The sequence below is a fragment of the Luteimonas sp. WGS1318 genome (assembly GCF_043187535.1).
GTDB lineage: Bacteria > Pseudomonadota > Gammaproteobacteria > Xanthomonadales > Xanthomonadaceae > Luteimonas.
The window spans coordinates 515,715-539,454 of the sequence record NZ_CP171131.1 but is presented as its reverse complement, the minus strand read 5'-3'; the positions used below and the strand labels follow the sequence as shown (position 1 = coordinate 539,454).

Annotated in this window: 27 protein-coding genes and 2 pseudogenes; 19 read left to right on the top strand and 10 right to left on the bottom strand. The window is 67.2% G+C overall.

Annotated elements, in window-relative coordinates; translation table 11 throughout:
- Positions 1-9 precede the first annotated feature (9 nt).
- The 3 genes from mreD to ACF3M1_RS02340 all read right to left on the bottom strand — a co-directional run bounded on the left by mreD (position 10) and on the right by ACF3M1_RS02340 (position 2,725).
- Positions 10-489, bottom strand: a complete 480-nt coding sequence (gene mreD / locus ACF3M1_RS02350) for a rod shape-determining protein MreD (RefSeq protein WP_394003562.1) — start codon at positions 487-489, stop codon at positions 10-12.
- Entirely contained in the window at positions 486-1,520 is a 1,035-nt protein-coding gene (gene mreC, locus ACF3M1_RS02345; RefSeq protein WP_394003560.1) for a rod shape-determining protein MreC, read from the bottom strand. Before mreC ends, mreD begins: the two co-directional genes overlap by 4 nt.
- A 161-nt stretch (positions 1,521-1,681) precedes the next feature.
- On the bottom strand, positions 1,682-2,725 hold the full coding sequence (locus ACF3M1_RS02340; RefSeq protein ID WP_394003558.1) for a rod shape-determining protein: 1,044 nt from the start codon (positions 2,723-2,725) through the stop codon (positions 1,682-1,684).
- Positions 2,726-2,930: 205 nt separating this feature from the next.
- Here ACF3M1_RS02340 and ACF3M1_RS02335 point away from each other — a divergent pair, with 205 nt between their 5' ends.
- From ACF3M1_RS02335 to ACF3M1_RS02315, 5 genes and pseudogenes are all read left to right on the top strand, one after another.
- Positions 2,931-3,878: a carbohydrate kinase family protein gene (locus ACF3M1_RS02335; RefSeq protein WP_394003556.1), complete on the top strand. Its 948-nt coding sequence runs from the start codon at positions 2,931-2,933 to the stop codon at positions 3,876-3,878.
- Positions 3,879-4,277: 399 nt separating this feature from the next.
- Positions 4,278-4,784: a zinc ribbon domain-containing protein gene (locus tag ACF3M1_RS02330; protein WP_394003554.1), complete on the top strand. Its 507-nt coding sequence runs from the start codon at positions 4,278-4,280 to the stop codon at positions 4,782-4,784.
- A 94-nt stretch (positions 4,785-4,878) separates the two neighbouring features.
- Complete coding sequence (locus ACF3M1_RS02325; protein ID WP_394003552.1) at positions 4,879-5,154, top strand: transposase; 276 nt, start codon at positions 4,879-4,881, stop codon at positions 5,152-5,154.
- Positions 5,144-5,410, top strand: a pseudogene (locus ACF3M1_RS02320) (IS3 family transposase); the annotation flags it as partial. The gene ACF3M1_RS02325 and the pseudogene ACF3M1_RS02320, both read left to right, overlap by 11 nt.
- 148 nt (positions 5,411-5,558) lie before the next feature.
- Positions 5,559-6,038 (top strand): IS3 family transposase, encoded by a 480-nt coding sequence (locus tag ACF3M1_RS02315; RefSeq protein ID WP_394003550.1) that lies wholly within the window; start codon positions 5,559-5,561, stop codon positions 6,036-6,038.
- Here ACF3M1_RS02315 and ACF3M1_RS02310 read toward each other — a convergent pair.
- Both ACF3M1_RS02310 and ACF3M1_RS02305 read right to left on the bottom strand, forming a co-directional pair.
- Positions 6,035-6,748, bottom strand: a complete 714-nt coding sequence (locus tag ACF3M1_RS02310; protein ID WP_394003548.1) for a transposase — start codon at positions 6,746-6,748, stop codon at positions 6,035-6,037. The two genes, ACF3M1_RS02315 and ACF3M1_RS02310, sit on opposite strands and share 4 nt — an antisense overlap.
- Positions 6,748-7,134, bottom strand: coding sequence for a transposase (locus ACF3M1_RS02305; protein ID WP_394003546.1), 387 nt, complete (start codon positions 7,132-7,134; stop codon positions 6,748-6,750). Before ACF3M1_RS02305 ends, ACF3M1_RS02310 begins: the two co-directional genes overlap by 1 nt.
- Positions 7,135-7,674: 540 nt before the next feature.
- Here ACF3M1_RS02305 and ACF3M1_RS02300 point away from each other — a divergent pair.
- The 8 genes from ACF3M1_RS02300 (at position 7,675) to ACF3M1_RS02265 (ending at position 11,228) form a co-directional block, all read left to right on the top strand.
- Positions 7,675-8,112: an SMI1/KNR4 family protein gene (locus ACF3M1_RS02300; protein ID WP_394003544.1), complete on the top strand. Its 438-nt coding sequence runs from the start codon at positions 7,675-7,677 to the stop codon at positions 8,110-8,112.
- A gap of 73 nt (positions 8,113-8,185) precedes the next feature.
- A complete protein-coding gene (locus tag ACF3M1_RS02295) occupies positions 8,186-8,353 on the top strand; it encodes a transposase (protein ID WP_394003542.1) in 168 nt (55 codons plus the stop codon).
- Between the two features lie 96 nt (positions 8,354-8,449).
- Positions 8,450-9,154 (top strand): IS3 family transposase, encoded by a 705-nt coding sequence (locus tag ACF3M1_RS02290; RefSeq protein WP_394003540.1) that lies wholly within the window; start codon positions 8,450-8,452, stop codon positions 9,152-9,154.
- Complete coding sequence (locus tag ACF3M1_RS02285) at positions 9,151-9,342, top strand: integrase core domain-containing protein (protein WP_394003538.1); 192 nt, start codon at positions 9,151-9,153, stop codon at positions 9,340-9,342. The genes ACF3M1_RS02290 and ACF3M1_RS02285 overlap by 4 nt, the downstream gene beginning before the upstream one ends.
- A gap of 73 nt (positions 9,343-9,415) precedes the next feature.
- Positions 9,416-9,853, top strand: coding sequence for an arsenic resistance N-acetyltransferase ArsN2 (arsN2, locus tag ACF3M1_RS02280; RefSeq protein WP_394003536.1), 438 nt, complete (start codon positions 9,416-9,418; stop codon positions 9,851-9,853).
- A gap of 239 nt (positions 9,854-10,092) precedes the next feature.
- Positions 10,093-10,455 (top strand): hypothetical protein, encoded by a 363-nt coding sequence (locus ACF3M1_RS02275; RefSeq protein ID WP_394003534.1) that lies wholly within the window; start codon positions 10,093-10,095, stop codon positions 10,453-10,455.
- A gap of 304 nt (positions 10,456-10,759) precedes the next feature.
- Positions 10,760-10,906: a hypothetical protein gene (locus ACF3M1_RS02270; protein ID WP_394003532.1), complete on the top strand. Its 147-nt coding sequence runs from the start codon at positions 10,760-10,762 to the stop codon at positions 10,904-10,906.
- 85 nt (positions 10,907-10,991) lie between these two features.
- Complete coding sequence (locus ACF3M1_RS02265) at positions 10,992-11,228, top strand: hypothetical protein (RefSeq protein WP_394003530.1); 237 nt, start codon at positions 10,992-10,994, stop codon at positions 11,226-11,228.
- A gap of 426 nt (positions 11,229-11,654) precedes the next feature.
- On the opposite strand, the gene ACF3M1_RS02260 is transcribed toward ACF3M1_RS02265, so the two are convergent.
- Both ACF3M1_RS02260 and ACF3M1_RS02255 read right to left on the bottom strand, forming a co-directional pair.
- On the bottom strand, positions 11,655-12,752 hold the full coding sequence (locus ACF3M1_RS02260) for a peptidoglycan-binding protein (protein WP_394003528.1): 1,098 nt from the start codon (positions 12,750-12,752) through the stop codon (positions 11,655-11,657).
- Positions 12,753-12,820: 68 nt separating this feature from the next.
- Positions 12,821-13,180, bottom strand: coding sequence for a hypothetical protein (locus ACF3M1_RS02255; protein ID WP_394003526.1), 360 nt, complete (start codon positions 13,178-13,180; stop codon positions 12,821-12,823).
- Here ACF3M1_RS02255 and ACF3M1_RS02250 point away from each other — a divergent pair.
- The 3 genes and pseudogenes from ACF3M1_RS02250 (at position 13,179) to ACF3M1_RS02240 (ending at position 15,721) form a co-directional block, all read left to right on the top strand.
- Positions 13,179-13,448, top strand: coding sequence for a hypothetical protein (locus ACF3M1_RS02250; protein WP_394003524.1), 270 nt, complete (start codon positions 13,179-13,181; stop codon positions 13,446-13,448). The two genes, ACF3M1_RS02255 and ACF3M1_RS02250, sit on opposite strands and share 2 nt — an antisense overlap.
- Before the next feature lie 302 nt (positions 13,449-13,750).
- Positions 13,751-15,169: pseudogene (locus ACF3M1_RS02245) on the top strand (MATE family efflux transporter); the annotation flags it as partial.
- Between the two features lie 117 nt (positions 15,170-15,286).
- On the top strand, positions 15,287-15,721 hold the full coding sequence (locus ACF3M1_RS02240; protein ID WP_394003522.1) for a hypothetical protein: 435 nt from the start codon (positions 15,287-15,289) through the stop codon (positions 15,719-15,721).
- 458 nt (positions 15,722-16,179) lie between these two features.
- Here the strand turns inward: ACF3M1_RS02240 and ACF3M1_RS02235 are convergent, their stop codons facing one another.
- Entirely contained in the window at positions 16,180-16,911 is a 732-nt protein-coding gene (locus ACF3M1_RS02235; protein WP_394003520.1) for a hypothetical protein, read from the bottom strand.
- A gap of 286 nt (positions 16,912-17,197) precedes the next feature.
- Positions 17,198-19,198 carry a M1 family metallopeptidase gene (locus ACF3M1_RS02230; protein ID WP_394003518.1) on the bottom strand — a complete coding sequence of 667 codons (2,001 nt, stop codon included), beginning with the start codon at positions 19,196-19,198 and terminating at the stop codon, positions 17,198-17,200.
- Between the two features lie 119 nt (positions 19,199-19,317).
- Here ACF3M1_RS02230 and nfi point away from each other — a divergent pair, with 119 nt between their 5' ends.
- Complete coding sequence (nfi, locus tag ACF3M1_RS02225; RefSeq protein ID WP_394003516.1) at positions 19,318-20,019, top strand: deoxyribonuclease V; 702 nt, start codon at positions 19,318-19,320, stop codon at positions 20,017-20,019.
- 548 nt (positions 20,020-20,567) lie between these two features.
- On the opposite strand, the gene ubiE is transcribed toward nfi, so the two are convergent.
- Positions 20,568-21,329, bottom strand: coding sequence for a bifunctional demethylmenaquinone methyltransferase/2-methoxy-6-polyprenyl-1,4-benzoquinol methylase UbiE (ubiE, locus tag ACF3M1_RS02220; protein ID WP_394003514.1), 762 nt, complete (start codon positions 21,327-21,329; stop codon positions 20,568-20,570).
- Positions 21,330-21,431: 102 nt separating this feature from the next.
- On the opposite strand from ubiE, the gene ACF3M1_RS02215 reads away from it, so the two are divergent.
- Complete coding sequence (locus ACF3M1_RS02215) at positions 21,432-21,887, top strand: nucleoside deaminase (RefSeq protein ID WP_394003512.1); 456 nt, start codon at positions 21,432-21,434, stop codon at positions 21,885-21,887.
- A gap of 214 nt (positions 21,888-22,101) precedes the next feature.
- Entirely contained in the window at positions 22,102-23,730 is a 1,629-nt protein-coding gene (locus ACF3M1_RS02210; RefSeq protein WP_394003510.1) for a SulP family inorganic anion transporter, read from the top strand.
- Positions 23,731-23,740 lie beyond the last annotated feature (10 nt).

Below are 23,740 nucleotides of genomic sequence, written 5' to 3'. Positions count from 1 at the left end.
GTCCGCGCCTCAGTTCCGGCGCCCGAAGCGCAGCGCGTCCATCACCAGGAACAGCGGCGCCCACAGCAGCATGCCCAGCAGCGGGGCCAGCCAGTAGGTCCACGGCAGTTGCGGCACGCCGAGCGACAGATGGATCGCCGCGCTGACCACGCGGTCGTTGAGCAGCAGGCCGCCGATCGCCAGCGCCTGCTGGGCCACCGGGAAGAACCGCAGCTGGGTGCGGAAGCGCTGCAGGATGAAGGTCATCACCACCAGTCGCAGGGCCTGCTCGCCGAGCAGGCCGCCGAAGGCGAGATCGGCGACCACGCCGGTGACGAACGCGAAGCCGAGGCCCGCGCGGTCCGGCGTCTCGATCACCCAGTAGGCGACGACCAGGGCCAGCCAGAACGGCCGGTAGGGCTGCAGTTCCGGCGGCAGCGGCAGCAGGCCGAGCAGCAGTGCAACCAGCACGCTGGCCGGCAGCAGCCAGCGGTTGTGGCGCCGGCTCATCGCGTCGGCTCCGGTGCGGGCGGCGGCGACGCCGGCGGTGTGGCGGCATCGGGTGCCGGCGTGGCCGGGGCGCCGCTCGCAGCGGGGTCATGCGCGGCCTGTTCGGCAGCGGCTTCTGCCGCTTCGGCCTCGGCCCGCTCGGCGGCCTCGCGCTCGGCGGCGGCGGCTTCGAGATCGGCCGTGGTCACCGGCACCACGACGTCGCGCAGCAGCAGCACATCACGTCCGCGATCGACCTGCGCCGCCGGCGCCAGCTGGCCGGTGAGGAAGGCGCGGCTGTCGTCGGGCGCCAGCGAGGCGATCGTGCCGACCGGAAACCCGGGCGGGAAGCGGCCGCCGAGGCCCGAGGTCACGAGGGTATCGCCGACCTCGACATCGGCCGACAGCGGCACGCTGCGCAGGGTCAGACGGTCGGGATGGCCGCTGCCGTAGACCACCAGGCGCACGCCGTTGCGCGCGACGATCACCGGCACCGCGTGGTCGAGATCGGTCAGCAGCAGCACGGTCGCGGTCATCGGCGTGACCGCGATGACCTGGCCCAGCAGGCCCCCGGCATCGATGACGCCCTGCCCTTCCCGCACGCCGTTGCGGCTGCCGGCATCGAGCAGCAGGCGCTGGCGCGTGGGGTCCTGGTCGACATCGAGAATCGGCGCCAGCTGGACTTCGAGATTGCCCTGCTCCACCGCACCGAGCAGACGGCGCAGGCGCGCGTTCTCGGTCGCTTCCACGCGCAGCCGGGCCTGGCCGGCGGTCAGCACCAGCAGTTCGTTGCGCAGGCGCCGGTTGTCCTCGGCCAGCTGGGTCCGGGTGGCGGCATCGTTGCGCATGCTCGTGCCCAGCCGCGACGGCAGGCCGGCCAGCCACCACAGCGGCTGCACCGCCACGCTGGCCTGGTGGCGCGCCTCCGACAGCCAGCCGCCACGGTGGTCCATGACGATCAGTGCGCAGGACAGGGCCAGATACGCCAGCAACCGCAGCGTGCCGGCGACGTCGCCGGGGCGTGAGGGCGGAGAACTGGCAGAGGAGGACACTTAGGAGCCGTAATGGGTGATTCGTGAGTGTTGATTCGTGAGACGCGGGTCGTTCTCGCTCCGGATCGTCGCATGACGACCCACGCACCCGGTGGGTCCTCCGGATGCGCGCGCTTCGGAATCACGAATCACGAATCACGAGTCACCAATCACGGCTTGTTTCACTCGGCCGCGAAGAACTCGTTGCCGTGCAGGTCGAGCAGTTCCAGCGCCCGGCCGCCACCGCGAGCCACGCAGGTCAGCGGATCCTCGGCGACCTGCACGTGTAGGCCGGTGGCCTCGCTGATCAGGCGGTCGAGATCGCGCAGCAGCGCGCCGCCACCGGTGAGCACGATGCCGCGCTCGGCGACGTCGGCGCACAGCTCCGGCGGGGTCTGCTCGAGCGCCTGCTTCACCGCCTCGACGATGCCCGACAGCGGCTCGCGCAGCGCGTCCAGCACCTCGGCCGAGCTGATCGAGACGATCTTCGGCACGCCCTCGGCCAGATGGCGGCCCGAGACCTCCATCTCCATCACCGGGTCCTGCGGGTAGGCGCAGCCGATCTCGAGCTTGATGCGCTCGGCCGTCGCGTCGCCGATCAGCATGCCGTGGTTGCGGCGCACGTAGTTGATGATCGATTCGTCGAAGCGGTCGCCGCCGATGCGGGCCGACTGCGAGTAGACGATGCCGTTGAGCGCGATCACCGCCACCTCGGTGGTGCCGCCGCCGATGTCGACGACCATCGAGCCGCGCGCCTCGGTGACCGGCATGCCGGCGCCGATCGCGGCCGCCATGGGCTCCTCGATCAGCGAGACCTCACGCGCGCCGGCTTCGAGCGCCGAATCCTTGATCGCGCGCTTCTCCACCTGGGTGGAGCCGGCCGGCACGCAGATCAGCACGCGCGGGCTGGGCCGCAGGAAGCGCGACTTGTGCACCTTCTTGATGAAGTACTTCAGCATTTCCTCGGTGTAGGTGAAATCGGCGATGACGCCGTCCTTCATCGGGCGATGCGTGGTGATGTTGCCGGGCGTGCGCCCAAGCATCTGCTTGGCCTCGGTGCCGACCGCGGCGACGACCTTCTGGCCGGCGCTGCGATCCTGGCGCACGGCCACGACCGATGGCTCGTTGAGCACGATGCCCTGGCCGCGCACGAAGATCAGAGTGTTGGCCGTGCCCAGATCGATGGACAGGTCGTTGGAAAACAGGCCGCGGAACTTCTTGAACATCGGAAAGGGGCGTCCATCAGGGGAGGCGAAACAGCGCGCTAGACTAGCAAAAAAGCCGGTGCTCCGCGGCTTGGGGGCACCCCGGGTTGCGCCCGGGAAATGCCCTTGCCAGGGGTGCCCGGCCGGGGCCGCCACACGGCCGGCCCGGGCCCGCGGCCGGGGTGCCGTAAACTACCCGGCCATCTCCAAGCACGAGCCTCGCGCGATGTCTGCACTGATCTGCGGTTCCCTGGCCTACGACACCATCATGGTGTTCCCCGACCAGTTCAAGAACCACATCCTGCCCGACAAGGTGCACATCCTGAACGTCTCGTTCCTGGTGCCGCGCATGCGCCGCGAGTTCGGCGGCTGCGCCGGAAACATCGCCTACAACCTGAAGCTGCTGGGCGGCGACCCGATTCCGATGGGCACCGTGGGTCAGGATTTCGGCCCCTACCGCGAGTGGTTCCAGGAGCACGGCATCACGCTCGACCACGTGCGCGAGATCCCCGACCTGTTCACGCCGCAGGCCTTCATCACCACCGACCTGGACAACAACCAGATCACGGCCTTCCACCCGGGCGCGATGATGCGCAGCCACGAGAACCACGTGAAGGACGTGCCGAACGTCACCATCGGCCTCGTCGGCCCCGACGGCCGCGACGGCATGCTGCAGAACGCCCGCGAATTCCATGAAGGCAAGATTCCCTTCATCTTCGACCCCGGCCAGGCCATGCCGCTGTTCAACGGCGAGGAACTGCGCAACTTCATCGAGCTGGCCGACTACGTCGTCGTCAACGACTACGAATCCAACCTGCTGCAGGAACGCACCGGCTGGGACGAGACCGTCATCGCCGGCAAGGTGCGCGCCTACATCTGCACGCGCGGCCCGAAGGGCGTCGTCATCCACGCCGAAGGCACCACCCACGACGTCCCGCCCGCGCACGAGCGCCGCGTCACCGACCCCACCGGCTGCGGCGACGCCTTCCGCGCGGGGCTGATCTTCGGCATCGAGAAGGGCTACGACTGGCTGACCATCGGCCGCATCGGCAACCTGATGGGCGCGCTGAAGGTCGAGCACCCGGGCACGCAGAACCAGCGTTTCGATTACGCCGAGTTTTCGCTGCAGTTCAAGCAGCAGTTCGGGTATTCGATGGAGAGCAAGAACGCCTGAGTCGGGCGGAATTGCGGAGTGTCGAGAACAGGGCGTCCTTCGGGGCGCCCTGTTTCGTTGTGGGGCTGCCGCTCACAGACGGCGGGCACGGGTTGGAGCGACGCCGGTGCGTGTACCCGGGCCGACGCGCGGCGGCGTCATCCCTGCAGGCAGGGAGCGGCATTCTGTTACACCCTCGAATCAGCGGGCGTAACTCATACACCCGCATTTCTGTCGGACAACACGATCGTGGCTGCGGCATCGAAGAGGCGTAAGTCTTTGATTATTGTCAGCGGCATTTCCCCTTTCCGTCTCGCCCGACTTACCGGATACTCGATGCAACACCGCATATAAGCGGTCTAATAGTTGTTAGGCTCATCCCAACCATTGCGGGCTATCCACAGAAAGGGGTGATATTTGATGGCCATTATCAAATGTAAGGAGTGTGGGTCCGAGATCAGCACTACGGCGGCTGCGTGCCCCAAGTGTGGAGCAAAGTACGCACAAACATCCGGCTGCGCCAAAATCGCTCTTATCGGAGTCATCCTTGTCGCCTTCATGCTAGTTGTGGGCATGTGCAGCCGCGACAAGCCTGCGGATACATCAATGCCCCAAAGCACTTCAGCTACACCCCAGACAGCCGCGACACAGTCTCCGCATGATGATCTCAGTCTTTTCATCTCAAAGTACGGACCGCCAGACCAAGTAAAGTCATCCGAGAATGAAAGCCCAAGGCCGCCGATTGTCACAAAGCAGCTCATCTACCAGACAGAGAATGTGCGCGCGGTGTATGTTCCAGACGCGCCAGTCGGGGCACCACCGCCGTACGAGAAGTGGAAGCTTCTCGGGTTCCAAGACAATCGTACAAACGCGGTTATGGAGCCGGCGGATGTGGCTAGCAAACTGGCAGGTCGGATCAAGGAATGAGTGTCCAGCACATGGGCCTAACAATTCATTCAAGCCGACGCGGTAGTTCCTTCGGTTTAGTGGACACCCTGACCTAACGATCAGGAGTGTCTTCATGCCAGCACCAGGCCCCAGAACGACGTATCGCTACAGCGATCATTTCAAGGCCACCGCAGTCCGACTGAGCGAGCTTTCAGGCGTGTCCGTACGCGACGTCGCCGAGTCGCTTTACATCCATCCCTTCATGCTGTCTCGTTGGCGAAAACTGGCCCGCGAGGGGGTGATCGTGACCAAGGGAATCGAACTCGACAAGACCGTGGCCGCAGAGCTCAAGGCGCTGCGCGAAGTGAAGCGCAAGTACGAACGGCTGCAGGTCGAGCATGACCTTTAAAAAAAGCCATCGCGTTCACTTCCAGTCCAAGGCCGACATCTTTGCCTTCATCGCGCACCACCAGGAAGCCGCCCCGGTGAGGACGATGTGCCGGCTGCATGGTGTCAGCGCGTCCGGCTTCTATGCCTGGCAACAGCGTCCGCGCAGTACACGCGCTGTCGAGGACGCCGCGCTGGTCGAGCGCATCAAGGGCGTGCATGCACAGAGCCGCGAGACCTACGGCAGCCCGCGTGTGCACGCCGCCTTGCAGCAGGCAGGTGAACAGGTCGGCCGTCGCCGGGTCGAACGCTTGATGCGGGAAAACGGCGTGCGCGCCTGCTCATCGCGTCTGTACCGAAGGCGCCCAGGGCTCGCGGCGTTTCTCGCCAGCGTGGAAAGTCGCGCATGCCGAACGGGTCGAGCGCGTGGACCAAGTCTGGGTTGCGGATGTGACCTACCTCAAAGTGCAAGGCCAGTGGCGCTATCTCGCCACGATCATGGACCGCTGTTCGCGCCGCCTGCTGGGCTGGGCATTGGGCAGGGACCGCACCAGTGCACTCACGCGTCGCGCCTTGGCATTTGCGCTGCGCACGCGACGACCGGAGGCGGGCACGCTCTTCCACAGCGACCGCGGCATCGAGTTTATGGCGACCGACTTCAAGCTGCAGCTGCAACGCGCCGGCTTCGTGCAATCGGCCAATCGGCCGCGCCGCATGACCGACAACGCGCACATGGAATCCTGGAACAAGACGATGAAGTCCGATCTGTATCACCGGCACACCTTCACCAGCGACCACGCGCTCCAGGCCGCCATTCGCGGCTACGTGGATTTCTACAATCACCAGCGCCTACACTCGGCACTCGACTACCGCACACCCGCCGATTACGAACGCGCATGCGCCTAACCAACGGGTGTCCACTTTTTCGAGGGAAGTCCCCGCCGCTTCGCGGCGCGGCATTGTTCAGCAACTGTCTTGAGCTGGGTCGATTTCAGGCGGCGATCGCAGCATCTCCCGCGCCCTTTAATTCGTCCCGCCGCCTGGCGTTGACGATCGTCAGCAGCTTCCGCATGCAAGCTCACCAGCGCGACCTTGCCGAGCTTCCCGCGCGCCCTGAGTTGCTGGTAGTGCGCACGCAGCGTCGGGTCCCAGCGCACGGCCGAGAGCGTGGCCATGTAGAGCGCCACGCGCACCGGACCCCGCCCACCGCGGATGCGACGCTTGCCGTGCATCTGGCCGCTGTCGCGATTCATCGGCGCCACGCCGACGAGCTTCGCGATTTGGTGGCGTGTCAGAGTGCCGAGCTCGGGGAGCAGCGCGAGGCTCGTGGCCTGGAAGATCGGGCCCATGCCCTTCGACGATTGCAGCGCCGGCGTCGCATGAGCCTGGAGCAGGGCGCGCATCGCGCGATCGATGGCGGCGAGCTCGCGCGTGAGTGCGGAAATCGTGCGCATCATGACCTTGCGCACCGCCGGCGATGTCAGCGCGGTCTGCTGCTTCTGCGCCTGCAGCGTGGTCACGACCTGGCCGCGCCGGCGCAGCCAATCCCGCAGTTCCCGCTGCCAGGGTGCAGGTGCTTCGTAGCGACGCAGGCGGTCTGCGAACAGTCTCGACATCAGGCACAGCAGGCCGCGTCGATTGCATCCGTCTTCGCCAGCTCGCCGGTCGCACGCGCGAAGTCGCGTGCCTGGCGAGGATTGATGCGTGCGACCCACAGGCCTGCATCGCAGCACGCCTCGAGCAATGCATCCTCGTAGCCGCCGGTGGCCTCGACGACGATGCGCGCGTCGGCAACGTCATCCAGTCGTCGAACCAGCTTGCGGATGCCCGCTGCGCTGTTGGCGAACCGCGTCACCTTGGCCACGCCCTCGATGGCGACATCCAGCGTCGCCTTGCCTACGTCGACCCCTACTGCCGTCATCTCGATTCTCCGATAGAGTTGGCCGGTCGAGAGCATCGCGCCCGGGCCCACGCTTATCAGTTCGAGGGAGACCTCGTGCAACTGTCCGGGCGCAGGGCGCGAGATCCGGCGTGTGGCCCCTGCTGAATTACGGTGCTGCTACACCGAGGCGTTATCGGGCGCACACGCCGGGCTCTCGGTGCCTACAGTAGGGAAACTGGAAGACATAAGGCGTTATACGACACCCCGATAATGTCACTCGTCAGCGAATGGATGCGTCCCAAATGCCCGCCAGGCCCCTATCTGGCAGAGCCTCATGTTGTCGCCTTGCGCCCCTGCTCCGATGGCGGCGTAATCGTCGAAGTGATCCGTAGAGGCGACGGCTCATATGGCTGCCGGTTTCAAGCATGGATCGCTTGGCGAGATGCCGGAGACAACATTCGTGCCCATGGCTGGCATGAGATTCGCCAAACTGGCCTGATCGCAGATTCTTTGGCAGTAGCCCAACAGCTCGCCGACGAGTACTCCGTAGAAAGCGGCAGCTACCCATGCGCCCCTTGGACTAGTGCCGTTTAACAAGTCATCCAAGCCGAACCCGCTTCGCGGCGCGGCTTAACTCAGGCGTCAGCGGTCAGAAGAGACATGGACGACATCTCACAGCATTTGATCTCGCTCTTAGGCTCCGGCGAGGCTTGTGGACCCGCCACCCAGGAACAAATTGACGTGGCCCAGTGCAAGCTGGGACTGATCTTCCCACCGAGCTATCGCCTGTTCTTACAAACATTCGGTGCTGTGTTTGGCCATGGATTCGAGATTGCCGGCCTCACACCGGGTAAAGACGAACCGACAATATGGTGTGACATGTTGAGTTCCACACTAATGTATCGCCGCCACGATGCATTACCGAAAGATTCCATCTACATCTCAACTGACGGCATGGACCTGAGTTACTTCCTAAAGTGCAGCAAGGTTGGTCCCGCGCAGGAGGGGGAGGTCATTGAGTGGGGACCGGATCATGATGGTGGATCCATCTATGCAGAGAGTTTCACTTCCTTTCTGGAGCGCCATCTTGACCGCTAACCACTCATTCGAGCCGACGCGGTAGTTCCTTCGGTTTAGTGGACACCCTGACCTAACGATCAGGAGTGTCTTCATGCCAGCACCAGGACCCAGAACAACGTATCGCTACAGCGATCATTTCAAGGCCACCGCAGTCCGACTGAGCGAGCTTTCAGGCGTGTCCGTACGCGACGTCGCCGAGTCGCTTTACATCCATCCCTTCATGCTGTCTCGTTGGCGAAAACTGGCCCGCGAGGGGTGATCGTGACCAAGGGAATCGAACTCGACAAGACCGTGGCCGCAGAGCTCAAGGCGCTGCGCGAAGTGAAGCGCAAGTACGAACGGCTGCAGGTCGAGCATGACTTTTAAAAGCCATCGCGTTCACTTCCAGTCCAAGGCCGACATCTTTGCCTTCATCGCGCACCACCAGGAAGCCGCCCCGGTGAGGACGATGTGCCGCCTGCATGGTGTCAGCGCGTCCGGCTTCTATGCCTGGCAACAGCGTCCGCGCAGTACACGCGCTGTCGAGGACGCCGCGCTGGTCGAGCGCATCAAGGGCGTGCATGCACAGAGCCGCGAGACCTACGGCAGCCCGCGTGTGCACGCCGCCTTGCAGCAGGCAGGTGAACAGGTCGGCCGTCGCCGGGTCGAACGCTTGATGCGGGAAAACGGCGTGCGCGCCTGCTCATCGCGTCTGTACCGAAGGCGCCCAGGGCTCGCGGCGTTTCTCGCCAGCGTGGAAAGTCGCGCGCATGCCGAACGGGTCGAGCGCGTGGACCAAGTCTGGGTTGCGGACGTGACCTACCTCAAAGTGCAAGGCCAGTGGCGCTATCTCGCCACGATCATGGACCGCTGTTCGCGCCGCCTGCTGGGCTGGGCATTGGGCAGGGACCGCACCAGTGCACTCACGCGTCGCGCCTTGGCACGGTGCTGCGCACGCGACGACCGGAGGCGGGCACGCTCTTCCACAGCGACCGCGGCATCGAGTTTATGGCGACCGACTTCAAGCTGCAGCTGCAACGCGCCGGCTTCGTGCAATCGGCCAATCGGCCGCGCCGCATGACCGACAACGCGCACATGGAATCCTGGAACAAGACGATGAAGTCCGATCTGTATCACCGGCACACCTTCACCAGCGACGACGCGCTTCAGGCTGCCATTCGCAGCTACGTGGATTTCTACAATCACCAGCGCCTACACTCAGCCCTCGACTACCGCACACCCGCCGATTACGAACGTGCATGCGCCTAACCAGCAGGTGTCCACTTTTTCGAAGGAAGTCCCCGCCGCTTCGCGGCGTGGCTTAACTCAGGTGTCACCGGCCATGCCACATTCAATTCAGCCAATAGAATTGAACCAGAGTGTCGAAGCACTGCTCTTGGCAAACAGCCTGCCCGCCGCTGATCTGCGGGGTAAAGCCACGGCCACGCTGTTTGGCTGCATTGAAGATGCCGCGCTCCATGGTGTCGTGGGGCTGGAGATATACGACCACGTCGCGCTGCTGCGCTCATTGGTGGTCCCCGCCACTGAGTGCGGTCGCGGCCTCGGTACGGCGCTTGTCTCGCATGCCGAGCACTATGCCGCCGACAGCGGCGTCGATACCATTTACCTCCTGACCACAACTGCCGCTGGCTTTTTCGAGCGCCACGGGTACCGCCATGTTCCCCGCCAGACCGCTCCATCTGTTATCGCGGGCACCCACCAGTTCTCTGGTCTCTGCCCGTCGTCCTCTGCTTTCATGGCGAAGTCGGTTGGCAGCTGACGGCCCACTCAAGCCGACGCCGCACCCCGGCACGCGTGATTCAAGCGTTAAGCAGCAGAAGAGCGATTGCGCAGCGTTGTGGACGAGAGGCTTCACGACACCGGCAGTGACCGCTGACCTTCACCCTGAGAGGTTGGCATGCCGGCGCTTGGCTGATGAGCAGGCACCCCCTGCCCCAGCGGACGCGAGCCGGGCCGCGGGGTAGAGTCCGCTCTCGGCTCACAACATGGAGGTGGACGATGAACTTCACGATGCGTGCCATGGTATTGATCGCGCTGTCAGTTCCGCTGCAGGCGGTCGCAGCGCCCGCGCCCCTGGTGGGCGAAGCCACGGACGGGTTCCGTAAAACGTGCACCTACGCGCTCGAAGGCCTGACGAAAACCGTCACCGTGCCCGCAGACGGTGCGTGCCCTGCCGCACACCAGATCGATCTGTTCCCGATCAATGCGGAGTCCGCCGCCGCGACGCGTGGCCCGGTCGGTCCGTCGGGGATCCTGAGCGGCGAGCGGACCGAAGGCGGTACCAAGTCGTGCGCCTATCGCGTCAACGGCAAAACGGTCTTCCGCTCGGTTGCGGCAAACGCGATGTGCCCGCCGGGTTGAACCGGATCGGAAGCCGGGGAATTGGGTGACGGGACAGGTGAGTTCGGCGCCACCCCGCCGCGAGGCATGGACGCCGATCTTGGTACCAGCTCCCCTATCGCGATCTCGACTGCGACCAGACGCTCCTCTGCGCGGTGCGCAGACGATCTGGTCTCGTACGTACGTGGACCGGATGTCAGACTGGCACGCGCCCAGCGCGGTGACACCGTTCGAAAATGGGAGCACTCGGCCCCTTCCTCCATCCTGTCGGCCCTTCTTGTGCCGGCGCCATGCACCGTCGACGTCGGAGACCATGCGCTTGCGCTTGATTGCCATCCTGATCGCCCTGCCTGTGCTCACCGGCTGCCTGCCCCGGCAGGTCGTCGTGCACGACGGCATCCGCGCGTCGGTGGTGGATGCGGAGTCGAAGGGCCGCGATTGCCGGCGCATTCGTCTACGACGGGCTCGATGAAGGACAGCCGCGTGTGCTGGCGCGGAGCGAGGCTGATGGTCGTCTCCGGCTCGCGCCGAAGACCCGGCGCACGATGACGACCGTGATGGGCGAGGCCCAGGTCATCCAGTCGCTGTGGATCTGCAGCGCGGGCTACCAGCCGACGCGCGTGTCGCAACGCGCGGGCTGGAACGCCGATTTCGCTGCGGCGCGGATCCACGAGCTCGGAACGGTCGAACTTCTCCGCACGGTCGCGGATGACGACCGGAGCTGTTCTGCCGATCTGCACGCCGACCGCGCCGCGCCCGCTGGCCGCGCTGCCGACATGGATGCCATCGACTGATCGGAACGAGCGATCCCGGGCGCACGCCTTGCCCTGCCCGGAATGCCCGTGATCTGGGCTGCACCGGTCAGGCCGAGCGCGCTTGCAGGCCGCGCGCTCACCGTATCCTCACCACCCCGCGATCCGCATCCCGATTGAATGCGCGGATGCCACGACGCGCGTCCCAGCCCCTGCTCCGCCCCGCCCCCGGGGACCCCACCCGCGGGCCGATTGCCGCCACGCTGCTGGTGTTCGCGCTGCCGCCGACTAGCTGGATCAGGTTCACTGACGAGCTTGTTCCAACCGGGGTGGTGAGGATGTGGGGATGCGGCGGGTCTGCATGCACGCCCTGTGTCGCCGGCGCGGCTCGGGCCAACGGTGTTCCGGGCGCGACTGAAAGTGAACCGGGCGCCGTTAGTCCGCCCGTTCAGGGATTCCAGCGACGCATCAGAGACCGCGTGCGTCAGCCTCCGGCGCCGACGTCGATGCACACCGTGCCTGCTCCGTCTGAGAGCGGGTTGCCGCCTCGACCTGATCCCGCCATTGCTGGCCCGCCTGCGACTGCACGAGGCGCTCGGTCGCTTCGCGAATCGCATCGCCGCCGCTGCGCAACGAATTCAACAGATCGTCGACGGGTGAGCCCGGTTTGTCCGCAATGCAGGATTCGAGTTGAAGAGCGACGGATCCCAGCGTTTTCGGCCCGGCGATCCCGTCGACGTCGAGACCCTGGTCGCGTTGGAACATGCGCACCGCGTAGGCAGTGTCGGGTCCGAAGTGACCGTCTGTCGAGAGCGGCCGTCCGTCCCGGCCTGCGTAGTCGAGCCGTACGAGATTTGTCTGCAGCGCACGGACGGCTTCGCCCTGCGCGGGTGCCTGCAGCAACGCGTTCGCGGACTGGACGGTGCCGCCGGAGCGCGCCGGCGCGGACGGGCTCTGCGTCCTTGCACCATGCTCGATCGCCGTCGCCGCGTGCCATGCGTCGTCGCGCGACAGCCCGTGCGCGCTCGCACGCGCATAGGCCTCGCGCATCCGGTCGAGCGCATCCGCGCTCTGTTCCAGGGTGATGTGCGCGCGGTTGGCTCCGCCGTAGTAGCTGCGTCCCTCCTTGAGGGGATCGCCGAAGCTCGCCCATTCGCGCGCCAGGCCGAGCTGCGCTTGCTCGCGCGTCGCCCTTTGCACGCCCATGATGTAGTCGCGCACGGCAGGCTGTTTCTCGCGCAGCAGATAGTCAGTGAAGATGCGGTCCTGCAGCTCGGGCGTGAACGGCATATCGCGCGTGATGCCCAAGCGGGCGACAGCGGCGTCCATCGTGGACGGAATGATCTGGTACTTGCCGACCGCGAACACTCGGTCGGGATCGTGTCGTGGCAGGTGTTGCAGGTCCTGCAGTGCGCCGACGCTGAGCTTGGAAAAATCGGTCGGCGGCTCGCCCGGACGGATACGCTCCCGCCCGCCTGCATCGATGTAGGTCCCGCGGTTGAACGCGTTGTAGCCGGCAGCACCGGATTCGCCGCGGTACATCAGGTCGTGAAGCGGATTGCGCATCGGTGTACCCCCATCCTTGGAAGACGTTCGACCATCGTGACCGTGCGTAGCAATGCGTTTGGATTTTTCTACTGCGCCGTTGCCGGAACGAATTCCCATGCCGTGATCTGCAAACCGGCGTCGTTGCCGGTGTCGCGCCAGGCGTCGATCTCGCCATAGGCGCGTGCTTCGAGATCCTGCACGCTGTCGGGATAGCCGAAACGCACCAGGCAGCGGGCATCGCTGCTGCAGGACTGCAGCTCCGGCAGGTCGTCGCATAGACGGCAGGCGGCAAGTTGCGGGTTGCGCGCGCATACAGCGCTCGCGTCGTCGCCGACAAGGTGGGTCCTGCAGCTGGGGTTGGCACGCGGCGTCCAGCCGTGTGCGAGCACGTGTTCGCGGAACGTGGCGTAGGCCATGCCCGCATGCAGATCCGAGACGATCGCCATGCCGTCCGACGACACGGATGCCGAGGGCTGCGCGGCAGTGGCAGTCTGCAGAGTCGACGGTGCGTCCGCACCACCGCATGCGATCAACAGTGCGGCGACTACAAAGGTGATGACGCGAAAGAAACCGATGGATCGATGCATCGCGGCGTCTCCGAGAACAAAACGGACAGAGCGCCCGTACCATCGCCGGATTCTCTACGTCACGCATGCCTGGCTCAAGCCGAAAAATCCGAAATACGTGTCAGTGGTGTCGGCCTATCTTTGCTGACACCTCACTTCGGGGGCGGACGACGGTGCCGCATTCCGGCCGATAATCGTGTCCCGCTCATAACAGAGCTGCCAAGCAACCGCTTCACGATTGGGGTTCCAGGTTCAAGATGCCTGTGGACACCGAACGTGGCTTGGGTATGGCGATCAAGTCACCCTGGCGCCGCTATGCCAAGCCGCTCATGGCGCCTCGCTTCCGGTAGCGGCCGCGCTGCAAATCGAGGGGCCGTGACAGGTTGGAACAAGCTCGTCAGTGAACCTGATCCAGCTAGTCGGCGGCAGCGCGAACACCAGCAGCGTGGCGGCAACGTACTGCAGTCCTTGAACGGCTCGATCAATGCGGTGTGGATCGGGCATCTGCTGGGACCCGATGCGCTGGCGGCGATCGCCAATGCCAACAACATCCTGTTCCTGCTGCTGGGCGCGGTGTTCGGCGTGGGCATGGCGGCCACGATCCTGGTAGCGCAGGCGATCGGCCGCACCGACCTGCCCGGTGCACGGCGGGTGATCGGCACCAGTGCGACGGTGTTCCTCGGCGCGTCGGTGCTGGTGGCGCTGGCGGGGCTGCCGCTGTCGGGGCGGATCCTGGCGTGGATGGACACGCCGGCCGAGGCGCTGCCGCACGCGGAGGCGTATCTGCAGATCATTTTCCTGGCGGTGCCGTTCCTGTACGCGCTGGCGTTCCTGTCGGCGATCCTGCGCGGCGCGGGCGATTCACGCACGCCGTTCCTGTTCCTGCTGCTGGTGGTCGCGCTGGACATCGTGCTGGTGCCGCTGCTGCTGCTCGGCGTGGGCCCGCTCCCGGCGATGGGCATGGCCGGCGCGGCGGCGGCGAACCTGGTGGCCAATGCGCTGGGCGTGGTGGCGATGCTGGCGTGGCTGCGCCATCGCAGGCACCGGCTTTGGATCCACCGCAGCGAACGCGCGCTGTACCGGCCCGACTGGACCATCGTGCGCGCGTTGCTGGCCAAGGGCCTGCCGATGGGCCTGCAGATGGTGATGCTGTCGGCGGCGATGATCGCAATGATCTCGATGGTCAACCGCCACGGCATCGTGACCGCGGCGGGCTACGGCGCGGCGCTGCAGCTGTGGACCTACGTGCAGATGCCGGCGATGGCGATCGGCGCGGCGTGTTCGACGATGGCGGCGCAGAACGTCGGTGCCGGGCACTGGGACCGGGTATCGCGCGTGGCCGGCACGGGCGTGGCGTTCAACCTGCTGATGACCGGCGTGCTGATCGCCGCGCTGCTGCTGTTCGACCGGCAGGCGCTGGCGCTGTTCCTGCCGGCCGGCGGCGAGATCCTGGAGACCGCGCGGCATCTGAACCGGATCGCGATCTGGTCGTTCCTGTTCTTCGGCGTGACCTTCGTGCTGTTCGGCGTGGTGCGCTCGACCGGCGCGGTGCTGCCGCCGCTGCTGATCCTCGCGGTCACGCTGTGGGGCGTGCGCGTGCCGTTCGCGACGTGGCTGCAGCCGGTGCTGGGCACCGACGCGATCTGGTGGAGTTTTCCGGCCAGCGCGGTCTGCGCGATGCTGCTGGCGATCGGCTATTACCGATGGGGTGGCTGGCGCAGCGCGCGCATGCTGCCGGACGACGAGCCGGTGGCGATTCCGTCGGAAGTCCCGGCGCAGCCGCCTTCGCCGATCGCGGGGCTGTGCCCGGTGGACGACGCACCCGCCACGCGCCGTGCACCAGTGGCGGCCGCGGTACGCGGGGCCTGACGGTGGAACGATGAACCGGTGGCCAGCCGGTGTGCGCCTGCGCCTTGAACCTGAGCACCGGGGCAGTCATCTCTGGACGGGTGGGCACCTGCCTGCGCGCCGCTCGATGGAGGTCCGATGCACCGTCCACTGCTGATGATCGCGACAGTCGCGATGCTCGCGCTGTCGACCGCCGGCACGGCCTCTGCACAGGCGCTGCGCAACCCGGCCGATCCGCCGCCGCGTTCGGGGCTGCGTGCGGTCGAGCCGCCACGTCAGCTCTCCGAAGACGTCACCCGACCGGTGGCTCCGGTGCCGGCGCTGTCGCCGCAGCAGCGTTGCCTGCAGACCGCGGAACGCATGGTGCAGCCGGCTTCCGACCAGCGCATCGCCGCCGCCCAGCGGCGCCTGAGCGCGACCGACACCCGGCGCGCTGCAGTCGGCGGCGATGCCAACGATGTGACCGACCGCTCCGGCCTGCGCGCGCAGCGCGAGATGCAGCAGCGCGCGATCGTGCGCGAGCGCAACGCCGCCGCGCAGCGGTTGGCGGTGGCGCAGGCCAACTGTCGCTGAGGCGGTCGTGTGGCGGATGGGTCGGCGTCCTGCTGCGATGCCGTCCCTGCTCGCGCCCGTTTCGCTGGCACGCTTCGCGGCGGTCGTTGCGACGCCCCCTGTAGGAGCGCGCTCGCGCGCGATGGGCGTTGCTGCGAATGCGTTGTCGCGCGATCGGCGTTTTCGCTGACAGCCCATCGCGCGCGAGCGCGCTCCTACACCTGCTGGGTTCTGGTCATGCGCGCGCGTCCAGGCACCGGAGCGGGCACCGCGGGCTTTTGATGGGCATTCGGCAGCGAGCACCGCTGCACCGTCGATCAGGCGCCCGGGGTGCATGCGGCGTCGATCCACCTTGCATCCAAACGTCCGTAGGAGCGCGCTCGCGCGTGATGGGCGTTGCTGCGAAAGCGCCGTCGCACGATGGGCGTTTCCACAAAAAAACGCCATCGCGCGCAAGCGCGCTCCTACAGGTGCGGGGCTCAGTTCCAGCCGGGCATGCGTGCGCGGTCGAGGCCCGCGACCTCGAACACCGCGGTGCGGGTGCCGCCGGCCTTGACCGGGAAATCGACCGCCACCGTCGTCGCGCCGTCGAGCAGGCGCCACAGCGCGCGTTCGTCGTCGATGAACATCGCGATCGCCTCGTCGGTCTGCGGGCGGTTGGCGGCCATGCGCCGCGGTTCGCCGTCGTCGACGCGGACCGGCACGCGGCAACTCGGATAGCAGTCGAAATCGCCGGCCTCGAGCACGAGGTAACTGCTGCGACCCCATTCGGGGTGGTCGCGGAAGATCAGACGCACGCGCTTGGCGCCGCTGCCGTCGACATCCACCGCGTCGCGGGCGTAGATGATCGCCGACACCTGCTGGCCACCGCCGGCTGGGCGCGTGTCGTAGCTCCACAGCGCGGCGGTGCGCGCGGTCTCGCGTTCGGCGTCGCCCTTGCCTTTGACCTCGTCGAACTGCGCGCGCACGCGATCGGCGGCCGCGGTGCCTGGATGGCGCGCAAGCAGCACATCGGCCTGGGCCTTGGCCAGCGGCCAGTTCTCCGCGGCGACGGCGGCTTCGAAATCACGTTCGGCGGCTTCGGCCGCCTGCTCGGCCGCTGCCGCCTGGGCCTGCGCCTGGGCGGCGGCCTGGGCCTCGCGGTCCTGGCAGGCGGTGAGCGGCAGCAGCGCGGTGAGCAGCGCGGCGGCGAGCAGGGTGCGGGGTGTCATGCAGGGCGTCCTCGTGGCAGCGGAGCGGCCGCCCGGGCGCGATGACGTGCCTGGCGCGCGGCGATGGAAGTCGCCAGCGTAGCGCGTGGCGCGGCACGATCGAAGCGGCAGCGTCGGGACCTGCCGCTGTCGGCGGTGTTGCCTGCCGGGCTTGCAGCGGGACGCGTGTAGTCGCCGTGGTCGTGGACGACCTCGAAGACCCCCACATCTGCAACCGTGTGCCCGGAGCCCCGAAAGCAAACGGCCGCCCTGAGGCGGCCGTTCGCGTGCTGCGTTCGACGCGCGATCAGTTGGCGGGCGTCGGCGCCGCGTCCTCGGCCGGCGGGACCTCCACCGCAGGTGCCGGCGCCGGAGCGGGCGTCGCGCCGGCGATCAGCGCCTCGACCGACGCGGTCGTGATCGGGTGATAACCCGGACGTGCGCGCGCGAAGATCTCCTTCGCCAGCGCCATGCCCGGCTCGGTCTGCACCAGCGCGGTGTAGATCGGCATGATCAGCTTGCGACGGCCGACGCGCTCGGTGAACGCGGCCAGCGCCTCGTTGGCCTGCGTGTAGCCGCTGCGCACCGCCAGCGGATACCAGCGCATCGCGATCTCGCCGTTGTCGGTACCGGTGAAGCCGTAGGCGGCATCGAGCTGGGCCAGCTGCTCGACCGTCAGCGTCTGCGGCAGGCTGTCGAGGAAGTGCAGCCACTCCTGGGTGGACCACGCATCGGTGATCTGGCGCGGCGGCAGGTTGGGACTGCCCAGCCAGGCCAGCCGCGCGGAATCGACGATACCGAAGTTGCGCGACATCACCTGCGGTGCGTAGGACGGAATGCCCGGTGCATAGACCCACTCCTGGATCTCCGCGTCGGTCACGGTGTCCGGGAATTTGCCGAACAGGTTGGCCTGGGCGTACTCCAGGAACTGCTCGGTGGTGATGCTCTGGAACGCGAAGTGGTCGAAGTAGCCGCGCAGGAACGCGTCGAAGTTCTCGCGGCCGAAGCGCTGCTCGAGGAACTGCAGGAACCACGCGCCCTTGTCGTAGGACACCGCGCTCAGCGCGCCGTCGGCGTCGAGTTCGGTGCCCGGCTTGACCGCCAGCGCCTGCGTGGCCTCGGGCATCGAGGCGATGCTGTCGCGCAGCGCGTTGCGCGCGATCACGTACTCCATGTCGCTGACGTCCTTGCCGTACACCGATTCGACGATGCGGTTTTCGACGTAGCTGGTGAAGCCCTCGTTGAGCCAGCCGTGCTTGGCGCTGGAGAACGTCACCAGGTTGCCGGACCAGCTGTGCGCGAGTTCGTGCGCGATCAGCGAGACCAGCGACTTGTCGCCGACGATGACGGTCGGCGTGATGAACGACAGGCGCGGATTCTCCATGCCGCCGTAGGGGAACGACGGCGGCAGGATCAGCAGGTCGTAGCGCTCCCAGCGGTAGGGACCGTAGAGCTGCTCGGTCACCTCGATCATCTTTTCGGTGTCGGCGAACTCGGCGACCGCGCGGTCGACCATCGCCGGCTCGGCCCAGACGCCGGCGCGGCCGGAGATCGGCTTGAACACCAGGTCGCCGGCGGCGATCGCCATCAGGTACGAGGGGATCTTCTGCGGCATCGAGAACGTGTACTCGCCGTCGCGCTGCGCGGCGGGGTCGTTGTCGGCGCTCATCAGCACCATCACGTCCGGGCGTGCGGTGACGCGCGCGGTGTAGGTGTAGCGGATCGCCGGCGTGTCCTGCAGCGGCACCCAGCTACGCGCGTGGATCTGCTGGGACTGGCTGAACATGAAGGGCAACTGCTTGCCTTCCGTCATCTCCGGTGTGAGCCACTGCAGGCCCGAGGCCTCCGGCGCCGTCACGTAGGTCACGCGCACCCGGGCGTTGCGCTGCGGCGTTTCGATGGTGAGCTTGCTGCCCAGCGTGGCGTCGGCATCGGCCAGCGCGTACTGCAGCGGCTGCCAGGTGCCGCCCGCCTCGCCTTCGACCTTGGAGATCGTCAGGTCGCGGGTGTCGAGCACCAGTTGGGTGGCGCTGTCGTCCGTCCACTGCAACGTATAGGTCGCGGTGCCGGCGATCGTGCGTGCATCGAAATCCAGCGCGATGTCGAGCGCGAGATCCTCGGTGACGACCTTGGCCGGTTCGGCATAGGAATGTTCGTCGCGGTCCGCGACCTCGGCCGGCGCGCCACCGCCCGCGGCGGCGGCGGGCGCGTTCTCGGCGTCACGCTGGCAGCCGACGACCAGGATCGAAAGGGACAGGAGCAGCAGCGGTGCCAGCTGCGGAAAACGGAACAGGGGAACTCGGATCACGGGCCATGCTCTCGGGGGAAAGACATCCGCGCAGCATACCGCGTCGGCCCGGCGCGCCGCGGCCGCCGGCTGGACCGATCTGCACGGCGCCGCCACCGCACGGATCGCAGGATCGGCCGATGACGACGGCGGACTTCGATTTCGACGGCTGGGACGGCAGCGTGGCCCAGGCGCGCGCGCGGCAGACGCACCTGGCCGGCCAGGTGGTGCTGGACGACCGGCTGCCGCTCGAGGTACGGGTGCTGGCCGGGTTCGACGTCGGTTTCGAAGACGCGGGCGAGACCACCCGCGCCGCGGCCGTGCTGCTCGATGCCCACAGCCTGGCGCCGATCGAATCCCACGTCGCGCGGGTGCCGACCTCGATGCCCTACGTGCCCGGCCTGCTGAGCTTCCGCGAGCTGCCGGCGTTGCTGGCCGTGCTCGCGCAGCTGTCGCAGCCGCCGGACCTGGTGTTCGTCGACGGCCAGGGCATCGCCCACCCGCGCCGTCTGGGCATCGCCGCGCATTTCGGTGTCGTCACCGGCCTGCCGAGCATCGGCGTGGCGAAGACGCGGCTGCACGGCCGCTTCGCGCCACCCGGCCCCGAGCCCGGCGAGCGCAGCCCGATCACCGATCGCGGCGAGGTCATCGGCTGGGCGCTGCGCAGCCGCGCACGCTGCAATCCGTTGATCGTCTCGCCCGGGCACTGCGTCTCGGTGGAGGGCGCGCTGGCGTGGACGCTGCGCTGCCTGCGTGGCTACCGGTTGCCCGAGCCGACGCGGCTGGCGGACCGCCTGGCCTCGCGGCGCGGCGAGATCGAGATCGCGCCGTCGTTGTTCTGAGCGATTGGCGTCGCGTCGCCCCGCGAAACAGGGGTGCGAACACCGCGCGATATCTGTCCCTGTAGGAGCGCGCTCGCGCGCGATGGGGCATTCCCGGCCCAGGCCCTTCGCGCGCAAGCGCGCTCCTACATGGAGGACGTATCAGGACAAGGTAGCGACGTCGCGGCGTCGCTGTCCTGAGCGATTACGCGCTCGTCCTCGCGAAACAGGCATGCACGAGCACCTCGCGAGAATCTGCCTCCGTAGGAGCGCGCTCGCGCGCGATGGGGCATTCCCGGCCCAGGCCCTTCGCGCGCGAGCGCGCTCCTACATGGAGGACGTATCAGGACGCGGTGGCCACCTAGCGGTGTCGCTGTTCTGAGCAATTACGCGCTCGTCCCCGCGAAACAGGGGTGCGCGAATACCTCGCGATATTTGTCCCTGTAGGAGCGCGCTCGCGCGCGATGGGGCATTCCCGGCCAAACCCTTCGTGCGCCAGCGCGCGCCTACACGGGGCCGCTATGGACGAGCCGGGGGCGCCGCGGCAACGCGCGGCGCGCCAGGCGCACTCAGGCCTTGAAGCCGTCGTGGATCGCGACGATGCCGCCGCTGAGGTTGCGGTACTTGCAGCGCGCGAAGCCGGCCGTTTCCATCATGCCCTTGAGCGCGTCCTGCGGCGGGTGCTTGCGGATCGACTCGGCGAGGTACTGGTAGCTGTCGCTGTCGCGCGCGAAGAGCTGGCCCAGCCGCGGCAGGATCTTGAACGAATGGAAGTCGTAGATCGGCTTGAACCAGTCGGCCTTCACTTCCGAGAATTCCAGCACCCGCGCCTGCCCGCCGACCTTGAGCACGCGCAGCATTTCGCTCAGCGCGGCGGCCTTGTCGGTCACGTTGCGCAGGCCGAAGGCGATCGTCACCAGGTCGAAGCTGGCATCCGGGAACGGCAGCGTCTCGGCGTTGCACTGCACGTACTCGAAGCCGCGCACGTGGCCGCGGTCGGTCATGCGGTCGCGGCCGACGCGCAGCATCGAGGCGTTGATGTCGCCGAGCACCAGTTCGCCGGATTCGCCCACGCGGTCGCGCAGCAGCGCGGCGATGTCGCCGGTGCCGCCGGCCAGATCGAGCACGCGGTCGCCGGTGCGCACCTGGGCGGTGGCGACGAAGTAGCGCTTCCACACGCGGTGGATGCCCAGGCTCATCAGGTCGTTCATCAGGTCGTAGTTGCCGGCGACCGACGAGAACACCTCGCCGACGAGTTTCTGCTTCTCGCCCGTGGGCACGTCGCGGAAACCGAAATGGGTGGTGCCCGGCTTGCTGGAATCGTCGTTCATGGGCCGATTATCCCTCATCTTCCAGCGCGCGCCCGTGCACGCCGGCTCGACCCCACGGCCTGCGGCGGTCAGACTCGCAGGCCGCACGCCGCCGACACCGCCATGATCGCCACGCCCGACTACCGCGCCCTGCTCGACACCGCCATCGCCGAAGCCCGTCAGGGACTGGCCGAAGGCGGCATCCCGATCGGCGCGGCGCTCTATCACCAGGACGGCCGGCTGCTCGGCTGCGGCCACAACCGCCGCGTGCAGGAAAGCGACCCGTCGATCCACGGCGAGACCGATGCCTTCCGCAAGGCCGGACGCCAGCGCTCGTACCGCGACACGATCATGGTCACGACGCTCGCGCCGTGCTGGTACTGCAGCGGCCTGGTGCGCCAGTTCGGCATCGGCACCGTCGTCGTCGGCGAATCGGTGACGTTCCAGGGCGGCATCGACTGGCTGCGCGAGGCCGGCGTCGAGGTGATCGACATGCAGAGCCAGGACTGCGTGGACCTGCTCGGCGGCTTCATCGCCGCGCATCCCGAGGTGTGGAACGAGGACATCGGCGAGGACTGAGGCCGGCCGCTGCGCGACAGCCGCCCCCTGCCGGGCTACAATGCGCGCCCTGCACGCGTCGCGATCCCCGCGGCCTGCACGCCCGAAGTGCCCACTCGATGACGATCACGCCGCCCTAGCACCCGACGCCTGCCGCTGAGGCGGCGGTCTCCTGCTGGCTGCTGTTCGATCTCATCCCCCCGGATCCGTGTCCGGGCGACTCAAGGGTATTGCTGTGATTCTTTCTCCAACGCTGCGCCAGGAATGGTTCGGCAACGTCCGCGGCGATCTGCTCTCCGGGCTCGTCGTCGCGCTGGCGCTGATTCCCGAAGCCATCGCGTTCTCGATCATCGCCGGCGTCGATCCGAGCGTCGGCCTGTACGCCTCGTTCTGCATCGCGGTGGTCATCGCCTTCACCGGCGGCCGGCCGGGCATGATCTCGGCCGCCACCGGCGCGATGGCGCTGGTGATGGTCACGCTGGTGCGCGACCACGGCCTGCAATACCTGCTGGCGGCCACACTGCTGACCGGTGTGCTGCAGATCGTCGCCGGCGCACTGAAGCTGGGCGCGCTGATGCGTTTCGTCTCGCGCTCGGTGATCACCGGCTTCGTCAACGCGCTGGCGATCCTGATCTTCATGGCGCAGATCCCCGAACTGATCGGCGTGCCGGCACTGGTGTATCCGATGGTCGCGCTGGGTCTTGCGATCATCTACGGCCTGCCGTGGCTGGGGCGGCGGACGTTCCCGGGCGTCGGGCTGGTGTTGCTGGTGATCGGTCTGGCGCTGACCTTCGGCAGCATGGACGCTCGCCTGCTGTATCCGGTGGCGATCGTCGGCCTCGGCGCTGCGGCCGTGCTGTTCCGCTGGACCCGCAATCTGGTGATTCCCGCGCCGCTGGTCGCGATCGTGCTGCTGACCGGCCTCGCGCTGTATTTCGGCGCCGTGGTGCCGACCGTCGGCGACAAGGGCGCGCTGCCCGACAGCCTGCCGGTCTTCCTGTTCCCGGACGTGCCGCTGACCCTCGAAACGCTGTGGATCATCCTGCCGGTCTCGGCCACGCTGACCGTCGTCGGCCTGCTGGAATCGCTGCTGACGGCGCAGATCGTCGACGATCTCACCGACACGCCCAGCAACAAGAACCGCGAATGCGCCGGCCAGGGCGTGGCCAACATCGCGGCGGGCTTCCTCGGCGGCATGGCCGGCTGCGCAATGATCGGGCAGTCGGTGATCAACGTGAAGTCCGGCGGCCGCGGGCGGCTGTCGTGTCTGGTCGCCGGTGTGGTGCTGCTGATGCTGGTGGTGTTCGCCGGCCCGTGGGTGGCGACGATTCCGATGGCGGCGCTGGTCGCGGTCATGATCATGGTCTCGATCGGCACCTTCAGCTGGAGCTCGATCCAGCAGCTGCGTACGCATCCGGGCACGTCGAGCATCGTGATGCTCGGCACCGTGATCGTCACCGTCGCCACCCACGACCTCGCCAAGGGCGTGCTGACCGGCGTGCTGCTGTCGGCGCTGTTCTTCGCGCGCAAGGTCGGCCGCGTGCTGCACATCGGCTCGCATGCGCATGCGGAGGGCACTGCGCGCACGTACGTGGTCACCGGCCAGGTGTTCTTCGCCTCGGCCGAGCGGTTCGTCTCGGCCTTCGATGTCCGCGAGGCACTGGAGCGCGTGACCATCGATGTTTCGGCCGCGCACTTCTGGGATCTCAGCGCCGTCGGCGCGCTCGACAAGGTGGTGCTGAAGTTCCGCCGCGAAGGTGCGCAGGTCGAGATCGTCGGTCTCGACGCGGCCAGCGCCACGATGGTCGACCGCCTCGGCGTGCACGACAAACCCGATGCCGAACGCCTGATGGGCGGCCACTGAGGACATGCCG

Coding starts and splice junctions, on each gene's coding strand:
- mreD (WP_394003562.1), bottom strand. CDS start 489: ATGAGCCGGCGCCACAACCGCTGGCTGCTGCCGGCCAGCGTGCTGGTT.
- ACF3M1_RS02340 (WP_394003558.1), bottom strand. CDS start 2,725: ATGTTCAAGAAGTTCCGCGGCCTGTTTTCCAACGACCTGTCCATCGAT.
- ACF3M1_RS02335 (WP_394003556.1), top strand. CDS start 2,931: ATGTCTGCACTGATCTGCGGTTCCCTGGCCTACGACACCATCATGGTG.
- ACF3M1_RS02330 (WP_394003554.1), top strand. CDS start 4,278: ATGGCCATTATCAAATGTAAGGAGTGTGGGTCCGAGATCAGCACTACG.
- ACF3M1_RS02325 (WP_394003552.1), top strand. CDS start 4,879: ATGCCAGCACCAGGCCCCAGAACGACGTATCGCTACAGCGATCATTTC.
- ACF3M1_RS02310 (WP_394003548.1), bottom strand. CDS start 6,748: ATGTCGAGACTGTTCGCAGACCGCCTGCGTCGCTACGAAGCACCTGCA.
- ACF3M1_RS02300 (WP_394003544.1), top strand. CDS start 7,675: ATGGACGACATCTCACAGCATTTGATCTCGCTCTTAGGCTCCGGCGAG.
- ACF3M1_RS02295 (WP_394003542.1), top strand. CDS start 8,186: ATGCCAGCACCAGGACCCAGAACAACGTATCGCTACAGCGATCATTTC.
- ACF3M1_RS02290 (WP_394003540.1), top strand. CDS start 8,450: ATGACTTTTAAAAGCCATCGCGTTCACTTCCAGTCCAAGGCCGACATC.
- ACF3M1_RS02285 (WP_394003538.1), top strand. CDS start 9,151: ATGACCGACAACGCGCACATGGAATCCTGGAACAAGACGATGAAGTCC.
- arsN2 (WP_394003536.1), top strand. CDS start 9,416: ATGCCACATTCAATTCAGCCAATAGAATTGAACCAGAGTGTCGAAGCA.
- ACF3M1_RS02275 (WP_394003534.1), top strand. CDS start 10,093: ATGAACTTCACGATGCGTGCCATGGTATTGATCGCGCTGTCAGTTCCG.
- ACF3M1_RS02265 (WP_394003530.1), top strand. CDS start 10,992: ATGGGCGAGGCCCAGGTCATCCAGTCGCTGTGGATCTGCAGCGCGGGC.
- ACF3M1_RS02260 (WP_394003528.1), bottom strand. CDS start 12,752: ATGCGCAATCCGCTTCACGACCTGATGTACCGCGGCGAATCCGGTGCT.
- ACF3M1_RS02250 (WP_394003524.1), top strand. CDS start 13,179: ATGCCGTCCGACGACACGGATGCCGAGGGCTGCGCGGCAGTGGCAGTC.
- ACF3M1_RS02255 (WP_394003526.1), bottom strand. CDS start 13,180: ATGGCGATCGTCTCGGATCTGCATGCGGGCATGGCCTACGCCACGTTC.
- ACF3M1_RS02240 (WP_394003522.1), top strand. CDS start 15,287: ATGCACCGTCCACTGCTGATGATCGCGACAGTCGCGATGCTCGCGCTG.
- ACF3M1_RS02235 (WP_394003520.1), bottom strand. CDS start 16,911: ATGACACCCCGCACCCTGCTCGCCGCCGCGCTGCTCACCGCGCTGCTG.
- nfi (WP_394003516.1), top strand. CDS start 19,318: ATGACGACGGCGGACTTCGATTTCGACGGCTGGGACGGCAGCGTGGCC.
- ubiE (WP_394003514.1), bottom strand. CDS start 21,329: ATGAACGACGATTCCAGCAAGCCGGGCACCACCCATTTCGGTTTCCGC.
- ACF3M1_RS02215 (WP_394003512.1), top strand. CDS start 21,432: ATGATCGCCACGCCCGACTACCGCGCCCTGCTCGACACCGCCATCGCC.